Consider the following 15,028-nt stretch of genomic DNA (forward strand, 5'->3'; position numbering starts at 1 on the left):
CTCAGGGAAGGTCTTGCGGCAGGGGGCGCACCGCCGGTTCGGGGCGCATCCACATCCAGCCGGCGACCACCATCAACATCACGTATACGCTGCCGCGCACCCACCCCGGCACCGGGCTGAACCACAGCGTGGTGGCGCTGAACAGCATCATCGCGCTGGCCAGCCACTTGGCGCGCCGCGGAATGGCGCCCTGTTCGCGCCAGTTCGTGATGTAGGGGCCATAGGTCGGGTGCGCCAGCAGCCTGGCCTCCAGTTCCGGCCAGCCCCGGCTGGCCGCCCAGGCCGCCAGCAGCAGGAAGGGCACGGTCGGCAGCACCGGCAGCACCGCACCGATCACGCCCAGCACTACAGAAACCGCGGCCAGCAGCCGCCACAGCAATTGTCGGGTCCAGTGGATCAAAAGGGGCCGGGCAGGATCTCAAAGCAGCATTGTGCCGCAGCCCGGCGCGTGTCGGCCGGTACGTGTGAGAGCAGCCCCTGTGAGCGGACTCCTGTGGATTCGGCCCCCTTTGCGAGCGGCCCCTGTGGGAGCGGCGTCCCCGCCGCGATACGCACTTCGCACAGCGAGCAACACGGCGCTGATCGCGGCGGGGACGCCGCTCCCACAGCCGCTCCCACAGCCCCAACAGGTGCTGCGCCGACCGCTGTTGGGCCCACTGCCGAACCTGCAAGAAACAGCTGGGCGCGGTCGCAGGATGCTGGGCTTACCGTCGCAGGTCGAGCGTGAACGGGAAGTTCGGGTTGCGGTCTTCCGGCGGGGCGGATACGTGGCCCGGCGTGTGGCCCATGGCGAAGAAGCGCGCCAGACGGCGGCCTTCGGCCTCGTACGAATTGACCGGGAAGCTTTCGTGGTTGCGTCCGCCGGCGTGCGCGACGTGGTACTGGCAGCCGCCCATCGAACGCTTCATCCAGTCGTCCACCAGATCGAACACCAGCGGGGCGTGCGGCGGGATGGTCGGGTGCAGGCAGGTGGCCGGTTGCCAGGCGCGGTAGCGTACGCCGGCGACGTATTCACCCACGCGACCGGTCGGCGACAGCGGCACGCGCCGGCCATTGACCGCCAGCACATGCCGGTCGTCGACCAGGCCCTGCACCTTGACCTGCAGGCGCTCGACCGATGAATCGACGTAGCGCACCGTGCCGCCGGCCCCGCCTTCCTCACCCAGCACATGCCACGGTTCGAGTGCGCTGCGCAATTCCACCAACACGTTGCGGGCAGAGAACTGGCCCATGCGCGGAAAGCGGAATTCGAAGTGCGGCGCGAACCACTCCAGTTCCATCGGGTAGCCGAAGGCACGCAGGTCATCGACCACGTCGCCCATGTCCTCCCACACGAAGTGCGGCAGCATGAAGCGGTCGTGCAGTTCGGTACCCCAGCGCTTGAGCTTGGGCGGCGCATACGGTTGCTGCCAGAAGCGGGCGATCAGCGCGCGCAGCAGCAGTTGCTGCGTCAGGCTCATGCGCGCATGCGGCGGCATTTCGAAGCCGCGCATTTCCAGCAGGCCCAGCCGGCCGGTCGCGCCATCGGGCGAATACAGCTTGTCGATGCAGAACTCTGCGCGGTGCGTGTTGCCGGTGGCATCGACCAGCAGATTGCGCAGGATGCGGTCGATCAGCCACGGCGGCGTGTAGCCCGTGTCGCGCGAACGGCGCTCGATTTCGGCGAACGCGATTTCCATCTCGTACACCGAATCGTTGCGTGCCTCGTCCATGCGCGGCGCCTGGCTGGTCGGGCCGATGAATAGGCCGGAAAACAGATACGACAACGCCGGATGGTTGTGCCAGTAACTGATCATGCTGCGCAGCAGATCGGGCCGTCGCAGGAAGGGCGAATCGGCCACCGTGGCACCGCCCAGCACGAAGTGGTTGCCGCCGCCGGTACCGCTGTGGCGGCCATCGATCATGAACTTCTCGGTACCGAGGCGGGTTTCATGCGCGGCCTCGTACAGGAAGGTGGTGCCGGCGACCATGTCGTCCCACGAGTGGTAGGGCTGGATGTTCACTTCCAGCACGCCCGGGTCGGGCGTGATGCGCAGCACTTCGACGCGCGCATCGCGCGGCGGCTCGTAGCCTTCGAGCACCACCGGGTGGCCGCACGCGGCCGCGGTCAGTTCGACCGCCGTGACCAGTTCGAGATAATCGTCCAGCGTCGGCAGCGGCGGCATGAACAGGTACATCACGCCGTGGCGCACCTGCGCGCACAGCGCGGTGCGGGTGATCCAGCCGGCGGATTCGAGGGCTTCCGGCTTGCGGTCGGGGGCCGGCACGCGGGCCGCCGCCGGAGCTGCGGGGGCGAAGTCGATTCCGGCGGTGTCGTCGTCCTCCGGCTGCTGCAGGCGCACGGCGATGTCGCGCTGCGGCCGCAGCGGCACCTGCCGCTGCACCGGGTCGGGCGCATGCACCCACGGAAATTCGGCGGCCGACACCCAGGGCTGGGAATCGAGCGGCAGCCGGTAGCCCATCGGCGAATCACCCGGAATCAGGAAGCAGCGCTCGTCGCGCAGGAACCACGGACCGCTCTGCCAGGCGTTGCCGGCCGGCGTGCGCGCCAGCGGCAGGATGTGGCCGACCTCGCTGTCCAGCCCGTCATGGAACAGCCGGCGCATGCGCTCGCGCTCCAGCGGATCTTCGAGCCGTGAATCGAACGGATCGACGTTCGCCGGCAGCTTGCGTTCGCGCCACAGGTAGTACCAGACGTCCTCGAAGGCCGGAAACACGTATTTGGCGTCCACTTCAAGGCGCCTCGACAGCGCCTTCAGGAAGGTCGCGCAATGTTCCGCGGTGAGCGCGTAATCGATGGCTTCGTCGGCGATCAGGCCGGGATCGGTCCACATCGGCTCGCCGTCGCGCCGCCAGAAGCAGGACAGCGACCAGCGCGGCAGCTGTTCGCCCGGATACCACTTGCCCTGGCCGTAATGCAGCAGGCCACCCGGTGCATAGCGTGCCTTCAGCTTCGCCAGCAATTCCGCGCCGAGCAGGCGCTTGACCGGCTTGTCCGGCGGCGAATCGGCGGTGGTGTTCCACTCCGGGCCATCGCGGTCATCCACCGACACGAAGGTCGGCTCGCCGCCCATGGTCAGCCGCACATCGTGCTGCACCAGATCGGTGTCGATGCGATGACCCAGCGTTTCGATGCGCGACCAGGCATCGTCGGTGTAGGGCTTGGTCACGCGCGGCGCTTCCCACACGCGCTCGACCTTCATGTGGTGCTCGAATTCGGTTTCGCACTTTTCGGTCAGTCCGCTGATCGGCGCCGCCGACGACGGGTCGGGCGAGCAGGCGAGCGGAATGTGGCCCTCGCCGGCGAACAGGCCGGACGTCGCATCGAGCCCGACCCAGCCGGCGCCCGGCAGATACACCTCGCACCAGGCGTGCAGGTCGGTGAAATCCTTCTCCGGACCGCTCGGGCCATCGAGCGACTTCACGTCGGCGGTGAGCTGTATCAGATAGCCGGACACGAAACGCGCCGCCAGCCCCAGATGGCGCAGCACCTGCACCAGCAGCCAGGTCGTGTCGCGGCAGGAGCCGCTGCCCTTCTGCAAGGTTTCCTCCGGCGTCTGCACGCCCGGCTCCATGCGGATCAGGTAGCGGATGTCGCCCTGCATCTGCTGGATCAGCGCGACCAGATAGTCGACGCTGGCCTTGCCGTTGCTGCCGAACAGGGTGCGTGCGTCATCGACCCAGCGGGTGAATTTCGGCGCGTTGTCGCGGGTCAGCGGCAAGGTGACCAGATACGGAAACAGTTCGCGCGTCTGCTCTTCGTTGTAGCCGAAGGGAATCTTCTCGGCCGCCGGTTCGAGGAAGAAATCGAACGGATTGATGACCGACATTTCGGCGATCAGATCGACCTCGATGCGCAGCTCGCGCGTACGCTCCGGGAACACCAGACGCGCCAGATAGTTGGACTGCGGGTCCTGCTGCCAATTGACGAAGTGTTCGGCCGGGGTGACGCGCAGCGAATACGAGAGGATGGGCGTACGGGTGTGCGGCGCCGGGCGCAGTCGCACCACCTGCGGGCTCAGCAGCACAGGACGGTCATAGCGGTAGTGGGTGACGTGATTCAGTGCGACGTGGATGGACACGGAATACTCCGGTTGCGGGCAGTGAAGGGGGATGATGCACTCAAGCAATTAGCGTGCGCGAGACAAGTCCATGATTTTCAGTGTTATTTGTTTCAGCCTGTCGGCGGCCGTTGCACGCTGCGGGGCGTACGCACCGCAGCGGTGCATGGCGTGTTCCAAGCCGCCGGCGTCGCCTGTCATTTGAGTCCGAGGCGGCGCGCCAGCTTGTGCAGATTGCTTGGGTCGACATCCAGCCGTCGTGCCGCGTCCGCCCAGTTGCCGGCACAGGCATCGAGCGCGGCGCGGACCAGTCGGCGCTGTGTGGCATCGATCGCTTCGCGCATGGACGGCAGTATGGCGCCGGACGCCGTGTCGTAGGTCTCCGGCGTTGCAGCCGGGGTGGTCACGCCATCCAGATCGAGCAGGTCGGCCGGCAGCGACACGATGTCGGTGCGCGCGGCGCCACGGCTCACTGCCTTCAGCGCGGCACGGCTGATCACGTGCTCGAGTTCGCGCACATTGCCCGGCCAGGGGTAGCGGCACAGGGCATCTTCCGCTTCCGGCGACAGGCGCAGGCTGCGCAGGCCCAGACGGGCACGGTTCAGTTCGAGAAAGCGGCCGGCCAGCAGCAGCACGTCGCTGCCGCGCTCGCGCAGTGGCGGTATCGGCACCGGATAGACCGACAGCCGGTGATACAGGTCGGCCCGGAAGGCGCCGTCGCGCACGCTGTCGCGCAGCGTGCGGTTGGTGGCGGCGATCACGCGTACATCGACGCGTCGCGGCTGGTCGGCGCCGAGGCGCTGGATTTCGCCGTTCTGCAGCGCGCGCAGCAGCTTGGCCTGCACGGTCAGCGGCAGCTCGCCGACCTCGTCGAGAAACAGTGTGCCGCCATCCGCTGCTTCGAAGCGGCCGGGGCGGTCCGTAGTGGCGCCGGAAAACGCGCCTTTCACATGGCCGAACAGCTCGCTTTCGGCCAGCGATTCGGGCAGCGCCGCGCAATTGACATGCACGAGCGGCTGCGCAGCGCGGCGCGAATGACGGTGCAGGTGGCGGGCAAACAACTCCTTGCCTACGCCGGTTTCGCCGAGCAGCAGCACCGACAGTTCCGAATCGGCCACCACCTGCATTTCGTGCAGCAGGCGCTGGATCACCTCGCTGTGGCCGACGATTTCGGCTTCGTCCGCGCTGGCGCCCTGTGCGTCGGTCCGCTCGCCGCCACGCGACAGGCGCAGTGCGTGCAGGTCCTGTTCGAGCCGGGTCACGCGCACCGCGGCCTCGACCAGCAGGGTGAGGCGGCGCAGGTCGTCGCGCGCCGCCTCGGTGAAGGTGCCGGTCTGCAGCGCGTCGAACGTCAGCACGCCCCAGGTCTGGCCCTCGACGTGCAGGCTGGTTCCCATGCAATCGTGCACCGGCAGCGGTTCGCCGACCCGGGTGTCGAGCAGGCCGTCATAGGGGTCGGGCAGCGTGCTGTCGTGGTCGAAAGCAGTGATGTCGCGTCGCGACAGGATGGTTGCCAGCCGCGGATGCTGGCCGACGACGAAGCGCCGCCCCAGCGCTTCGCGCACCAGGCCGTCGACCGCCAGCGGGCGCAGGCTGTCCTCTTCCAGCTTCAGCAGCGCGACCGCGCCGCAGCCGAAGTGGGTGCGCAGACTGGAGACCAGGCGCTGCAGGCGCACGGCGGGTGGCAGATCCGACACCAGGTCGGCAAGCAACAGCGATTCCATCATGGTTAAAATAACCCGGTTATGGTTCCAGGAACCATTTTTTTTCAGGGTGAAAAATACCTCAGTTTCCATAGATCATTGATTTTATTTGATCCGGATGCATGGCCCGGACCTTGCGAAGTGAAGGCGTCTTCTTCACAACGAGGTCTTCGCCATGAACCTGATCGACCAATCCCTCGGCGCGCTGGCGCGCAGCATTCCCGGCGCCACCCGGGTGTTCCACGAACACAAGCTGGATTTCTGCTGCGGCGGCAAGCACAGCCTGCAGGAGGCCGCGGCCGCGCGGGGCATCGACGCACAGCCCATCGTCGAACGACTGGGTGCGCTGCTGTCGCAGGCCACGCGCGAGGCGCGAGACTGGCGCACGGTGCCGGCGGCGGTGCTGATCGAACACATCCTGTTCCGCTTCCATGACCGCCATCGCGAACAGCTGCCGGAACTGGTCCGCCTGGCGCGCAGGGTCGAACAGGTGCATGGCGACCGTCCGGATTGCCCGACCGGTCTGGCCGATCACCTGACGGTGATGCAGCACGAGCTGGAAAGCCATATGCAGAAGGAAGAGCAGGTGCTCTTCCCGATGCTCGCCCGCGGTCATGCGGGCGCGCTGCACGGGCCGGTCACGGTGCTGCGCAACGAGCACGACCAGCACGGCGAAGCACTGCAGCGGCTGGAAGCGCTGACCGACGACATCACACTGCCGCGTGCGGCCTGCAACACCTGGCGCGCGCTCTACACCGGTCTGGCCGCGCTGCGCGAAGACCTGATGGAACACATCCATCTGGAGAACAACATCCTGTTCGAAGGGCTGAACGCGGCACCGGCCGGGGCGGAGGCTGCTCATGGGTAATTACCGCAAGCTGTGGTTCACGCTGATCGGCGTGCTCATCGTCACCTTTTCGCTGCTCGGTTACTACGGCGTCGAGGTGTATCGCAACGCGCCGCCGATACCGCAGCAGATCGTCAGCGAAGATGGCCGCGTGCTGTACACGCATGACGCCATCCTCGACGGCCAGACCGCCTGGCAGTCGGTCGGCGGCATGCAGCTGGGCTCGATCTGGGGGCACGGCGCTTACCAGGCCCCGGACTGGACGGCCGACTGGTTGCACCGCGAACTGCTGGCCTGGCTCGACCTCGCCGCGCGGGACGCGCATGGCAAGCCGTACGCGGAATTGGATGCCGATGCGCAGGCGCAACTGGCAGCACGCCTGAAGCGCGAGTACCGCCGCAACACCTTCGACGAGGCGACCGGCGCGGCCACCGTATCCACCTTGCGCGCCCGGGCGATCGAGCGCACCGCCGACTACTACGTCCAGCTGTTCGGCGACGCGCCGGCGCTGCAGGGCTCGCGCGAAAGCTATGCGATGAAGGACAACACGCTGCCCGACCCGCAGCGGCGCGCGCAGCTTGCCGGCTTCTTCTTCTGGACCGCCTGGGTGGCCGCGACCGAGCGGCCGGGCACCAGTGCCACCTACACCAACAACTGGCCGCACGAACCGCTGATCGGCAATGCGCCGACGGCGGAGAATGTGGTGTGGTCCATCGTCAGCGTGGTGGTGATGATGGCCGGCGTCGGCTTCCTGATCTGGGGCTGGTCCTTCCTGCGCCGGCAGGACGAGAGCGAATCGGCCGCGCCGGCGCAGGACCCGCTGTCGCGCGTCGCGCCGACGCCATCGCAGCGTGCGCTCGGCAAGTATCTCGTCCTGGTGGTGGCGCTGTTCGTGTTCCAGGTCATGATGGGTGGCTTCACCGCGCACTACACGGTCGAAGGCCAGACCTTCTACGGGATCGATGTGTCGCAGTGGTTCCCGTATTCGCTGGTGCGCACCTGGCACATCCAGAGCGCGCTGTTCTGGATCGCCACCGGCTTCCTGGCCGCCGGCCTCTTCCTTGCGCCACTGATCCACGGCGGACGCGATCCGAAATTCCAGAAGCTGGGCGTGGACGTGCTGTTCTGGGCGCTGGTCGTGGTGGTGGTCGGCTCCTTCGTCGGCAACTACCTGGCGATCGCGCAGATCATGCCGCCGGAGCTGAATTTCTGGCTCGGTCACCAGGGCTACGAATACGTCGACCTCGGCCGCCTGTGGCAGATCGGCAAGTTCGTCGGGGTCGCGCTGTGGCTGGTGCTGATGCTGCGCGGCATCGTGCCGGCGCTGCGCACGCCCGGCGGCGACAAGAACCTGCTCGCGCTGCTCACTGCATCCGTGGTGGCGATCGGCCTGTTCTACGGCGCCGGCTTCTTCTATGGCGAGCGCACCCACCTGTCGGTGATGGAGTACTGGCGCTGGTGGGTCGTGCATCTGTGGGTCGAAGGCTTCTTCGAAGTGTTCGCGACCACCGCGCTGGCCTTCATCTTCTCCACGCTGGGGCTGGTGTCCGCGCGCATGGCGACGGCAGCCAGTCTGGCCTCGGCTTCGCTGTTCATGCTGGGCGGCGTGCCCGGCACCTTCCACCACCTGTACTTTGCCGGCACGACGACGCCGGTGATGGCGGTCGGCGCGTCGTTCAGCGCGCTCGAAGTGGTGCCGCTGGTCGTGCTCGGCCATGAAGCGTGGGAGCACTGGCGCCTCAAGGATCGCGCTGCGTGGATGGCCAGGCTGAAGTGGCCGCTCATGTGCTTCGTCGCGGTGGCCTTCTGGAACATGCTTGGCGCTGGCGTGTTCGGCTTCATGATCAACCCGCCGATCTCGCTGTACTACGTGCAGGGTCTGAACACGACACCGGTGCATGCCCATGCCGCACTGTTCGGGGTGTACGGCTTCCTCGCGCTGGGCTTCACGCTGCTGGTGCTGCGTTATCTGCGCCCGCAGCTCGCGTTCGGTGAGCGCCTGATGCACACCGGTTTCTGGGGGCTCAACGCGGGTCTGGTGCTGATGATCGCCACCAGCCTGCTGCCGATCGGCCTGATCCAGTTCCACGCCAGCGTCAGCCAGGGCCTGTGGTACGCACGCAGTGAGGCATTCATGCAGCAGCCGCTGCTCGAAACGCTGCGCTGGGTGCGCACCTTCGGCGACGTGGTGTTCATCGTCGGCGCGCTGGCGGTGGCTTGGCAGGTGGTGTCGGGCGTGTTCGGCCGCGCCGGCCGCACGCCGGAACCGGTCGGCACGCTGGCAGGGGCCCGTCGATGAACTGAGCGCAACCGTCCGCCTTCCTTGCCGCAAGCTTCGGCAAGCCTGGGGCGCCGTGCCGTGAGGCCGGCGCCCCTCTTTTCTTCGTCGCTATACTGTCGCCGCGCACCCGCGCGTTCCCACACACGACTCAACCAACAGGAGAGCGGAGCATGGCGAAGTTTCAGTTGAAGAAGGCTGCAAACGGCGAATTCCACTTCACGCTGCTGGGCTCGGATGACCAGTCCCTGCTGCAGAGCGAAATGTACAAGACGCGCGCGTCCGCCGAGAACGGCATCGAATCGGTGAAGAAGAACGCAGCCGACGACGGCCGCTACGACCGCAAGAAAGCCACGAACGGCAAGGATTACTACGTGCTGAAGGCGGGCAACGGCCAGGTGATCGGCCAGAGCAAAATGTTCGACAACGCCGGCGCGATGGATGCGGCGATCGCCGCAGTGAAGAGCGGCGCCGCCAGCGCCGCAGTGGATGATCAGGCCGGATGAGGTGATGCCGACGGCGCGTCCTGTGAGCGCGCGGGACGCGCCGTCATCGTGCCGCCGACATCCGTGTCGCTGCCGCCGATGCAAGGTGCAGCGGTTGCGGAACCTACGCCCTTGCGGTCAAGCCGCAATGCGCTTCACCTTCGGGTCGTCGGCCATGCGCTGCGTCAGTTCGTGCAGCGTCGAACACAGCGCCATGAACGCCTCTTCGGGCAGGCCGGCCTGACAGGCGACTTCGCCCTGGATGCGCGCGACCGCGTGCTCCAGTTCGCGTCCGGCCGGTGTCAGGAAGGACTGCACCACGCGTTCTTCGGTCGGCGCACGCTGCCGTGCGAGAAAGCCGGCGACCTCGAGGCGCTTGAGCAGCGGGGTGATGGCGGCCGAGTCGAGGTGCAGGCGCTGCGCCAGCTGGCTGACCGAACGGCCGTCTTCTTCCCACAGCGCGAGCATCACGAGGTATTGCGGGTAGGTCAGTCCGACTTCCTTCAATCGCACCCGGTACGAGCGGGTGATGCCGTGGGTGGCGGCGTAGAGCGCAAAGCAGAGCTGCCGGTCGAGCCTGAGGTTCTGGTATCGGGTCATGGTCGGGTTTCTGTGGGCCGCTCAGGAGGGTTCGGGTCGGTATGCGTGCCCGTGTATCCGCGAACGGCATCGGGTGCATCGAAGATATCGAGCAACGGAATGGCGCGCAATCCGGCCAGGCCGGGACTTCGTCACCGTCACTTCCGGTAGCGGGAGGCGACCTGCCGCCGCAAACCAGAGCGACGACTCCGGCGCATGACACGCGATAAGATCGTGCGAGCCGCACCGACCCGTCACCCGTCGCCCTTTCATCACCGGAACCACGCATGAAGAAGCCCGTTTCGCCGTCCGCGACATCGCAGGCGTCGCTGCGCCTGCATTTTCGCAACGGCCAGCGACTGGGGCCGGGCAAGATCGAATTGCTGGAATGCATCGCCCGCGCCCGATCGATCTCGGGTGCGGCGCGCGCCATGGGCATGTCGTATCGCCAGGCCTGGCTGCTCGTGGATGACATGAACCGCCTGTTCGCCGAACCGGTGGTGAAAACCTGCCCCGGCCGGTCGCAGGGCGCCGGCGGATCCGAACTCACGGCGTTCGGCGAGCGCTTGATCGCACTGTTCCGCGCCGCCGAACGGCGCACTGCCGAGGCGGTGGCGCTGCAGTTGCGCGAACTCGATGCGGCGCTGGCGCCGATTGCGGCTAGTCAGACCGATCGGGACGCGGACGCCGGTTGAAGCCGACGCTGCGGCTGTCCAGCGCGACCGACTTCACCATCGCCCAGACGGCGGTGCCGATCTGCAGACCGAGCCGGTCGCACGATTCGCGCGTCACCAGCGCGCGCAGCGAGGTACTGCCCAGATTCACCGCGACATCGGCATACGGGCCTTCGCGCGGCGTGATGCCGGCGATCCGCCCGGGCAGCTTGTTGCTGATCGACACATCCATCGGCCGCGACAGTGCCAGCGCCACGTCGCGCGCACGGATGCGCACGCGCACCGCGACACCCGGGTCGAGGTCGATGCGCGGCACGCGCAGCTGGCCGTCGGCAAAGCGCAGCGTGGTCAGTGCGTACTCGTCGTTGTGCTGCAGCACCGTGCAGTCGAGCACCGAACCGGCTTCGTAGCGGCCGATCAGCGGCGCGTGCTCGGGGCGCGACATGATGTCGGACAGCTCGCCGCTGGCCACGGTGCGGCCGTCACTGACGATGACCAGATGATCGGCCAGTCGCGTCACCTCCTCGATCGAGTGGCTGACATACAGCACGGGCAGCGCGAATTCCTGCGCCAGACGTTCGATGTACGGCATTACTTCGGCCTTGCGCGGGGCGTCGAGCGACGCCAGCGGCTCGTCCATCAGCAACAGCGCCGGCTGGCGCAGCAGCGCCCGGCCCAGTGCGACGCGCTGGCGTTCGCCACCGGACAACTGGTGCGGCCGCCGCGCGAGCAGTTCGGCGAGACCGAGTACATCAACAGCGCTGTCCCACTCGACCGGACGCGCACCGCGCGCGCGGTTCAGGCCGTAGCGCAGGTTGCCGGCCACCGACAGGTGCGGAAACAGCCGTGCGTCCTGGAATACGTAGCCGATGCCGCGCGCCTCGATAGGCAGGTTGATGCCGGCGGCGTGATCGAAGAACACACGGTCGCCGACCCGGATGTGGCCCTGCTGCGGCGTCAGCACACCCGCCACCGCATTGATCAGACTGGTCTTGCCGGCCCCGCTGCGGCCGAAGATCGCGCTGATGCCGCGCGGCGGCAGCGCGACGTCGACATCCAGCGACAGCTCGCCGAGCCGCAGCGCGAAACGCAGATCGATCATGCGCGGCCCAGCCAGCGCAGTGCGCGCCGGTTAAGCCATTCCGACAATGTGATCGCCGACACCGCGAGCAGCATCGACAGGCCGACCAGCCGCAGCGCAATCGCGTCGCCATCCGGTGTCTGCGTGGCGGTGTAGATGGCCAGCGGCAGGGTGCGCGTTTCGCCTTCGATGTTGGAGGCAAAAGTAATCGTGGCGCCGAATTCGCCCAGGCTGGCGGCAAACGCCATCATCGCGCCGGACAGGATGCCCGGCAGCATCATCGGCAGCGTGATGGTGCACAGCACATCGAGCCGGCTGGCGCCCAGGGTGCGCGCGGCCAGCTCGATGCCGCGGTCGACGCCGTCCAGCGACAGCCGTATCGCGCGCACCATCAGCGGAAACGCCATCACCGCCGCCGCGACGACCACGCCCTGCATCGTGAAGATGAGCTGGATGCCGAAAGTGTCTTTCAGCCAGGCGCCCAGCGGTGCCCGGGTGCCGAGCGAAATCAGCAGCAGATAGCCGATGACCACCGGCGGCAGCACCAGCGGCGCATGCGCGATGCCGTCCAGCAGCGCGCGGCCGGGAAAGCGGGTACGCGAAAGCAGCCAGGCGACGAGCAGCGCGAACGGCAGGCACAGCAAGGTGCTGGCCAGTCCGACCTTCAGGCTCAGCTGCAGGGCATCCCATTCGACAGCAGTGAGCATCAGGCTTTCTATCTCACGGTGAAACCGTAGCGGTTGAAGATGCTGCGCGCGTCGTCGCCGCGCAGCCAAGCATTGAAGTCGCGGGCGGCGGCAGTGTCCTGTCCGGCGACGACGGCCGAAGGATAGGTGATCGCCGGATGGCTGTCAGCGGGGAAGGTGCCCGCGACGCGCACCTTCGGTGTCACCGCCGCGTCGGTCGCGTACACGATGCCCAGCGGTACCTCGCCGCGCTCCACCAGCACGAGGGCGGCGCGCACCGAGTCGGCGTTGACCAGTCGCGGTTCGGCGATCTGCCACACGCCGAGCGAAGTCAGCGCTGCCCTGGCGTACTTGCCGACCGGCACGTGTGCCGGGTCGCCGGTGGCCAGCCTCCCGCTGCCGAGCAGCCCGGCCAGATCGAAGCCGCGCTTGATGTCGACGGTCGCCTTGCCGTCTGCCGGCGTGACCAGAACGAGGCTGTTGCCCAGCAGCGTGTGGCGGCTGCCGGCCACGATCAGCCTGCGCTCGGCCAGATAGTCCATCCACTGCTCGTCGGCCGATACGAATACACCGGCCGGAGCGCCGGATTCGATCTGCTTTGCCAGGGCGGAAGACGCAGCGAACGAGAACTTGATCGTGTGCCCCGACTTCGCCTCGAATGCCTTGCCGATGTCCTGCAGCGCGTTGGTCAGACTGGCGGCGGCGAATACGGTCAGCGTGTCCGCCCGGGCCACGCCGCCTATCAGGGTCAGCACGAACGCAAGAATGAAAATGGCCGATTTCATGGCTCATCCTATGTTTATTTGGATACAGTATTGTCGCACGAGCGTCCGCAGGCCGGCGGTGGCCGGCGCGAAAAAAAGCCGGCGTCTGCCGGCTTTTTCCCTGCCTTGATCGATCGGGCGCTCAGCGCTGCAGTGACTGCGCGTCCGGCGCAATGGCTGCGAACAGATCGCGCAGTGTGGCCAGGCTGGCGGCTTGCAGCGCCTCGGCCGGCACCTGCCCGCCGCCGGGCAGGGGCAGGTCCCGCGTGGCGGTGGCGGACGCCACCACGGTGGGCGAGTAGCCGAGGTTGAACGCGCCACGCGCGGTCGAATTGATGCACATGTGCGTCATGAAGCCGGCCAGCACCAGTTGCTTCACGCCGAGCTTCTTGAGTTCGTCGTCGAGCGAGGTCTGCACGAAACTGTTCGGGTAATTTTTCGTGATGACGATCTCGCCGTCCAGCGGCGCAACGATGTCGGCGATGCGGCCGATCGGGGCATTCACGTCGTACGGCGTGCCGGGACCGGCATCATGCTGGATGTGGATGACCGGCCGGCCCAGTGCGCGCGCCTGGTCAAGCACGCGGCGCGCTTCGATCAGTGCGGCTTCGACACCGGTGAGCTGCATGACGCCTTCGCGGTACGTGTTCTGGCAATCGATCATCACCAGTGCGGCGTCGGCAAGCGAGCCCGGCTCGTGGCCCAGGCCCATCAGGTCGCGCAGCGTCGTCAATGAACTCATCGGTGGAGTGTCCTTTCAGGTGGTGGAGGGTTCCTGCGCCTGCATGTGCTGCAGCGCTTCGGTGACCAGCGGCAGCAGACCGGTGTCGCCGCCCTGGTTCACGTGCTCGATGATCGCACGGCGCATGCGGGGTTCCCAGAAACGCCGGATGTGCGCAGCCACTTCGGCGACCGCTTCGTCGTGATCCGGGTAGCTGTGGAAGAACTGGCCGATCTGGTTGGCCATCTTGACAAGATTGTGGACGTCCATTTTCTAATCCGTTCGCGTTGGGTTTGATGCCCGGGATTCGGTGTAGATCGCCATGCGACCATCGCGCACGAAGCCGCACAGCGTGACGCCGGTGCGCGCCGCCAGGTCGATTGCCAGGCCGGTCGGTGCGGAGATTGCGGCCAGCAGGCCGCCGCCGACGCTGGCCAGCTTGAGCACCATTTCATAGCTGGCCCGGCTGGTGACGACGGCAAAGCCCTGCGCCGGATCGATCCCGGCACGCACGATGGCGCCGATCAGCTTGTCCAGCGCGTTGTGCCGGCCGACGTCTTCGCGTACCGCAAGCAGCGTGCCGTCGGACGTCGCCCAACCCGCGGCATGCACCGATCCGGTCAGCGCGTGCAGCGCCTGGCCTTCGCTCAGTGCAGCGAAGGCGCGATGGATGGCCAGGTCGTCCACCACTGGCCGCGCGTTCACCCGCGCCACTTCGCGCGCGACCTGACCGAGGCTGTCCACACCGCACAGCCCGCAGCCGGTGCGGCCGGCGAGCGAGCGGCGTCGTGCCTTCAGCGCTTCGAAGGCGCGATTCGAGACCTGCATGCGCACTTCCATGCCGTTCGCGTGGCTGACGGTGTCGATGTCGTGGATCTCCGCAGCGCGTGCGACGATGCCTTCGGCCAGGCTGAAGCCGGTGCCGAAGTCTTCGAGATCGGCCGGCGTGGCCAGCATCACGGCATGTGAAATACCGTTGTAGACCAGTGCCACCGGTACTTCTTCGGCCACGCACTCGACGCTCGCACTGCGCCCGCCCGCGCTGAGCCGGATCGCGCTGCGCAGCCGCTGTGCCGGGTAATCGCCGGAACACCTGGCCGCGTCAGCCAACGCTTCATCCAGTTCCAGTACGTGTGCGGCGCCCATGAC

General features: G+C 67.2%; 14 protein-coding genes. 4 read left to right on the plus strand and 10 right to left on the minus strand.

Annotated features, from left to right (window positions below):
• Position 1: 1 nt before the first annotated feature.
• The 3 genes from ACTIFF_RS01225 to norR form a co-directional block, all read right to left on the minus strand.
• Positions 2–379 (minus strand): YbaN family protein, encoded by a 378-nt coding sequence (locus tag ACTIFF_RS01225; protein ID WP_439535175.1) that lies wholly within the window; start codon positions 377–379, stop codon positions 2–4.
• 325 nt (positions 380–704) lie between these two features.
• Positions 705–4,082: a DUF2126 domain-containing protein gene (locus ACTIFF_RS01230; RefSeq protein ID WP_439535176.1), complete on the minus strand. Its 3,378-nt coding sequence runs from the start codon at positions 4,080–4,082 to the stop codon at positions 705–707.
• Between the two features lie 176 nt (positions 4,083–4,258).
• Entirely contained in the window at positions 4,259–5,785 is a 1,527-nt protein-coding gene (gene norR / locus ACTIFF_RS01235; RefSeq protein WP_439535363.1) for a nitric oxide reductase transcriptional regulator NorR, read from the minus strand.
• A gap of 154 nt (positions 5,786–5,939) precedes the next feature.
• On the opposite strand from norR, the gene ytfE reads away from it, so the two are divergent.
• From ytfE to ACTIFF_RS01250, 3 genes are all read left to right on the plus strand, one after another.
• Positions 5,940–6,632: an iron-sulfur cluster repair protein YtfE gene (gene ytfE, locus ACTIFF_RS01240; protein WP_439535177.1), complete on the plus strand. Its 693-nt coding sequence runs from the start codon at positions 5,940–5,942 to the stop codon at positions 6,630–6,632.
• The gene (locus ACTIFF_RS01245) at positions 6,625–8,910 is read left to right on the plus strand and encodes a nitric-oxide reductase large subunit (RefSeq protein ID WP_439535178.1); all 2,286 of its coding nucleotides are present in this window, start codon (positions 6,625–6,627) and stop codon (positions 8,908–8,910) included. Before ytfE ends, ACTIFF_RS01245 begins: the two co-directional genes overlap by 8 nt.
• A 152-nt stretch (positions 8,911–9,062) precedes the next feature.
• Complete coding sequence (locus ACTIFF_RS01250; protein WP_439535179.1) at positions 9,063–9,395, plus strand: YegP family protein; 333 nt, start codon at positions 9,063–9,065, stop codon at positions 9,393–9,395.
• Between the two features lie 117 nt (positions 9,396–9,512).
• On the opposite strand, the gene ACTIFF_RS01255 is transcribed toward ACTIFF_RS01250, so the two are convergent.
• A complete protein-coding gene (locus ACTIFF_RS01255; protein WP_439535180.1) occupies positions 9,513–9,974 on the minus strand; it encodes a MarR family winged helix-turn-helix transcriptional regulator in 462 nt (153 codons plus the stop codon).
• Between the two features lie 266 nt (positions 9,975–10,240).
• Here ACTIFF_RS01255 and ACTIFF_RS01260 point away from each other — a divergent pair, with 266 nt between their 5' ends.
• On the plus strand, positions 10,241–10,648 hold the full coding sequence (locus ACTIFF_RS01260; protein ID WP_439535181.1) for a winged helix-turn-helix domain-containing protein: 408 nt from the start codon (positions 10,241–10,243) through the stop codon (positions 10,646–10,648).
• On the opposite strand, the gene modC is transcribed toward ACTIFF_RS01260, so the two are convergent.
• The 6 genes from modC to fdhD all read right to left on the minus strand — a co-directional run bounded on the left by modC (position 10,614) and on the right by fdhD (position 15,025).
• Positions 10,614–11,729, minus strand: a complete 1,116-nt coding sequence (modC, locus tag ACTIFF_RS01265) for a molybdenum ABC transporter ATP-binding protein (protein ID WP_439535182.1) — start codon at positions 11,727–11,729, stop codon at positions 10,614–10,616. The genes ACTIFF_RS01260 and modC overlap by 35 nt on opposite strands.
• The gene (gene modB, locus ACTIFF_RS01270) at positions 11,726–12,415 is read right to left on the minus strand and encodes a molybdate ABC transporter permease subunit (RefSeq protein ID WP_439535183.1); all 690 of its coding nucleotides are present in this window, start codon (positions 12,413–12,415) and stop codon (positions 11,726–11,728) included. Before modB ends, modC begins: the two co-directional genes overlap by 4 nt.
• 8 nt (positions 12,416–12,423) lie before the next feature.
• On the minus strand, positions 12,424–13,179 hold the full coding sequence (gene modA, locus ACTIFF_RS01275) for a molybdate ABC transporter substrate-binding protein (RefSeq protein ID WP_439535184.1): 756 nt from the start codon (positions 13,177–13,179) through the stop codon (positions 12,424–12,426).
• A gap of 121 nt (positions 13,180–13,300) precedes the next feature.
• Entirely contained in the window at positions 13,301–13,900 is a 600-nt protein-coding gene (locus ACTIFF_RS01280) for a cysteine hydrolase family protein (RefSeq protein ID WP_439535185.1), read from the minus strand.
• Positions 13,901–13,915: 15 nt separating this feature from the next.
• Positions 13,916–14,149, minus strand: coding sequence for a formate dehydrogenase subunit delta (locus ACTIFF_RS01285; RefSeq protein ID WP_439535186.1), 234 nt, complete (start codon positions 14,147–14,149; stop codon positions 13,916–13,918).
• Positions 14,150–14,152: 3 nt separating this feature from the next.
• Positions 14,153–15,025 (minus strand): formate dehydrogenase accessory sulfurtransferase FdhD, encoded by an 873-nt coding sequence (gene fdhD, locus ACTIFF_RS01290; RefSeq protein ID WP_439535187.1) that lies wholly within the window; start codon positions 15,023–15,025, stop codon positions 14,153–14,155.
• Between the last annotated feature and the right edge of the window lie 3 nt (positions 15,026–15,028).

It is taken from the genome of Methyloversatilis sp., from assembly GCF_051861465.1.
Classification (GTDB): domain Bacteria; phylum Pseudomonadota; class Gammaproteobacteria; order Burkholderiales; family Rhodocyclaceae; genus Methyloversatilis.

Bases quoted from the DNA above. Each gene is read 5' to 3' on its own strand.
- norR (WP_439535363.1), bottom strand. From the start codon at position 5,785: ATGGAATCGCTGTTGCTTGCCGACCTGGTGTCGGATCTGCCACCCGCC.
- ytfE (WP_439535177.1), top strand. From the start codon at position 5,940: ATGAACCTGATCGACCAATCCCTCGGCGCGCTGGCGCGCAGCATTCCC.
- ACTIFF_RS01245 (WP_439535178.1), top strand. From the start codon at position 6,625: ATGGGTAATTACCGCAAGCTGTGGTTCACGCTGATCGGCGTGCTCATC.
- ACTIFF_RS01250 (WP_439535179.1), top strand. From the start codon at position 9,063: ATGGCGAAGTTTCAGTTGAAGAAGGCTGCAAACGGCGAATTCCACTTC.
- ACTIFF_RS01255 (WP_439535180.1), bottom strand. From the start codon at position 9,974: ATGACCCGATACCAGAACCTCAGGCTCGACCGGCAGCTCTGCTTTGCG.
- ACTIFF_RS01260 (WP_439535181.1), top strand. From the start codon at position 10,241: ATGAAGAAGCCCGTTTCGCCGTCCGCGACATCGCAGGCGTCGCTGCGC.
- modC (WP_439535182.1), bottom strand. From the start codon at position 11,729: ATGATCGATCTGCGTTTCGCGCTGCGGCTCGGCGAGCTGTCGCTGGAT.
- modB (WP_439535183.1), bottom strand. From the start codon at position 12,415: ATGCTCACTGCTGTCGAATGGGATGCCCTGCAGCTGAGCCTGAAGGTC.
- modA (WP_439535184.1), bottom strand. From the start codon at position 13,179: ATGAAATCGGCCATTTTCATTCTTGCGTTCGTGCTGACCCTGATAGGC.
- ACTIFF_RS01280 (WP_439535185.1), bottom strand. From the start codon at position 13,900: ATGAGTTCATTGACGACGCTGCGCGACCTGATGGGCCTGGGCCACGAG.
- ACTIFF_RS01285 (WP_439535186.1), bottom strand. From the start codon at position 14,149: ATGGACGTCCACAATCTTGTCAAGATGGCCAACCAGATCGGCCAGTTC.
- fdhD (WP_439535187.1), bottom strand. From the start codon at position 15,025: ATGGGCGCCGCACACGTACTGGAACTGGATGAAGCGTTGGCTGACGCG.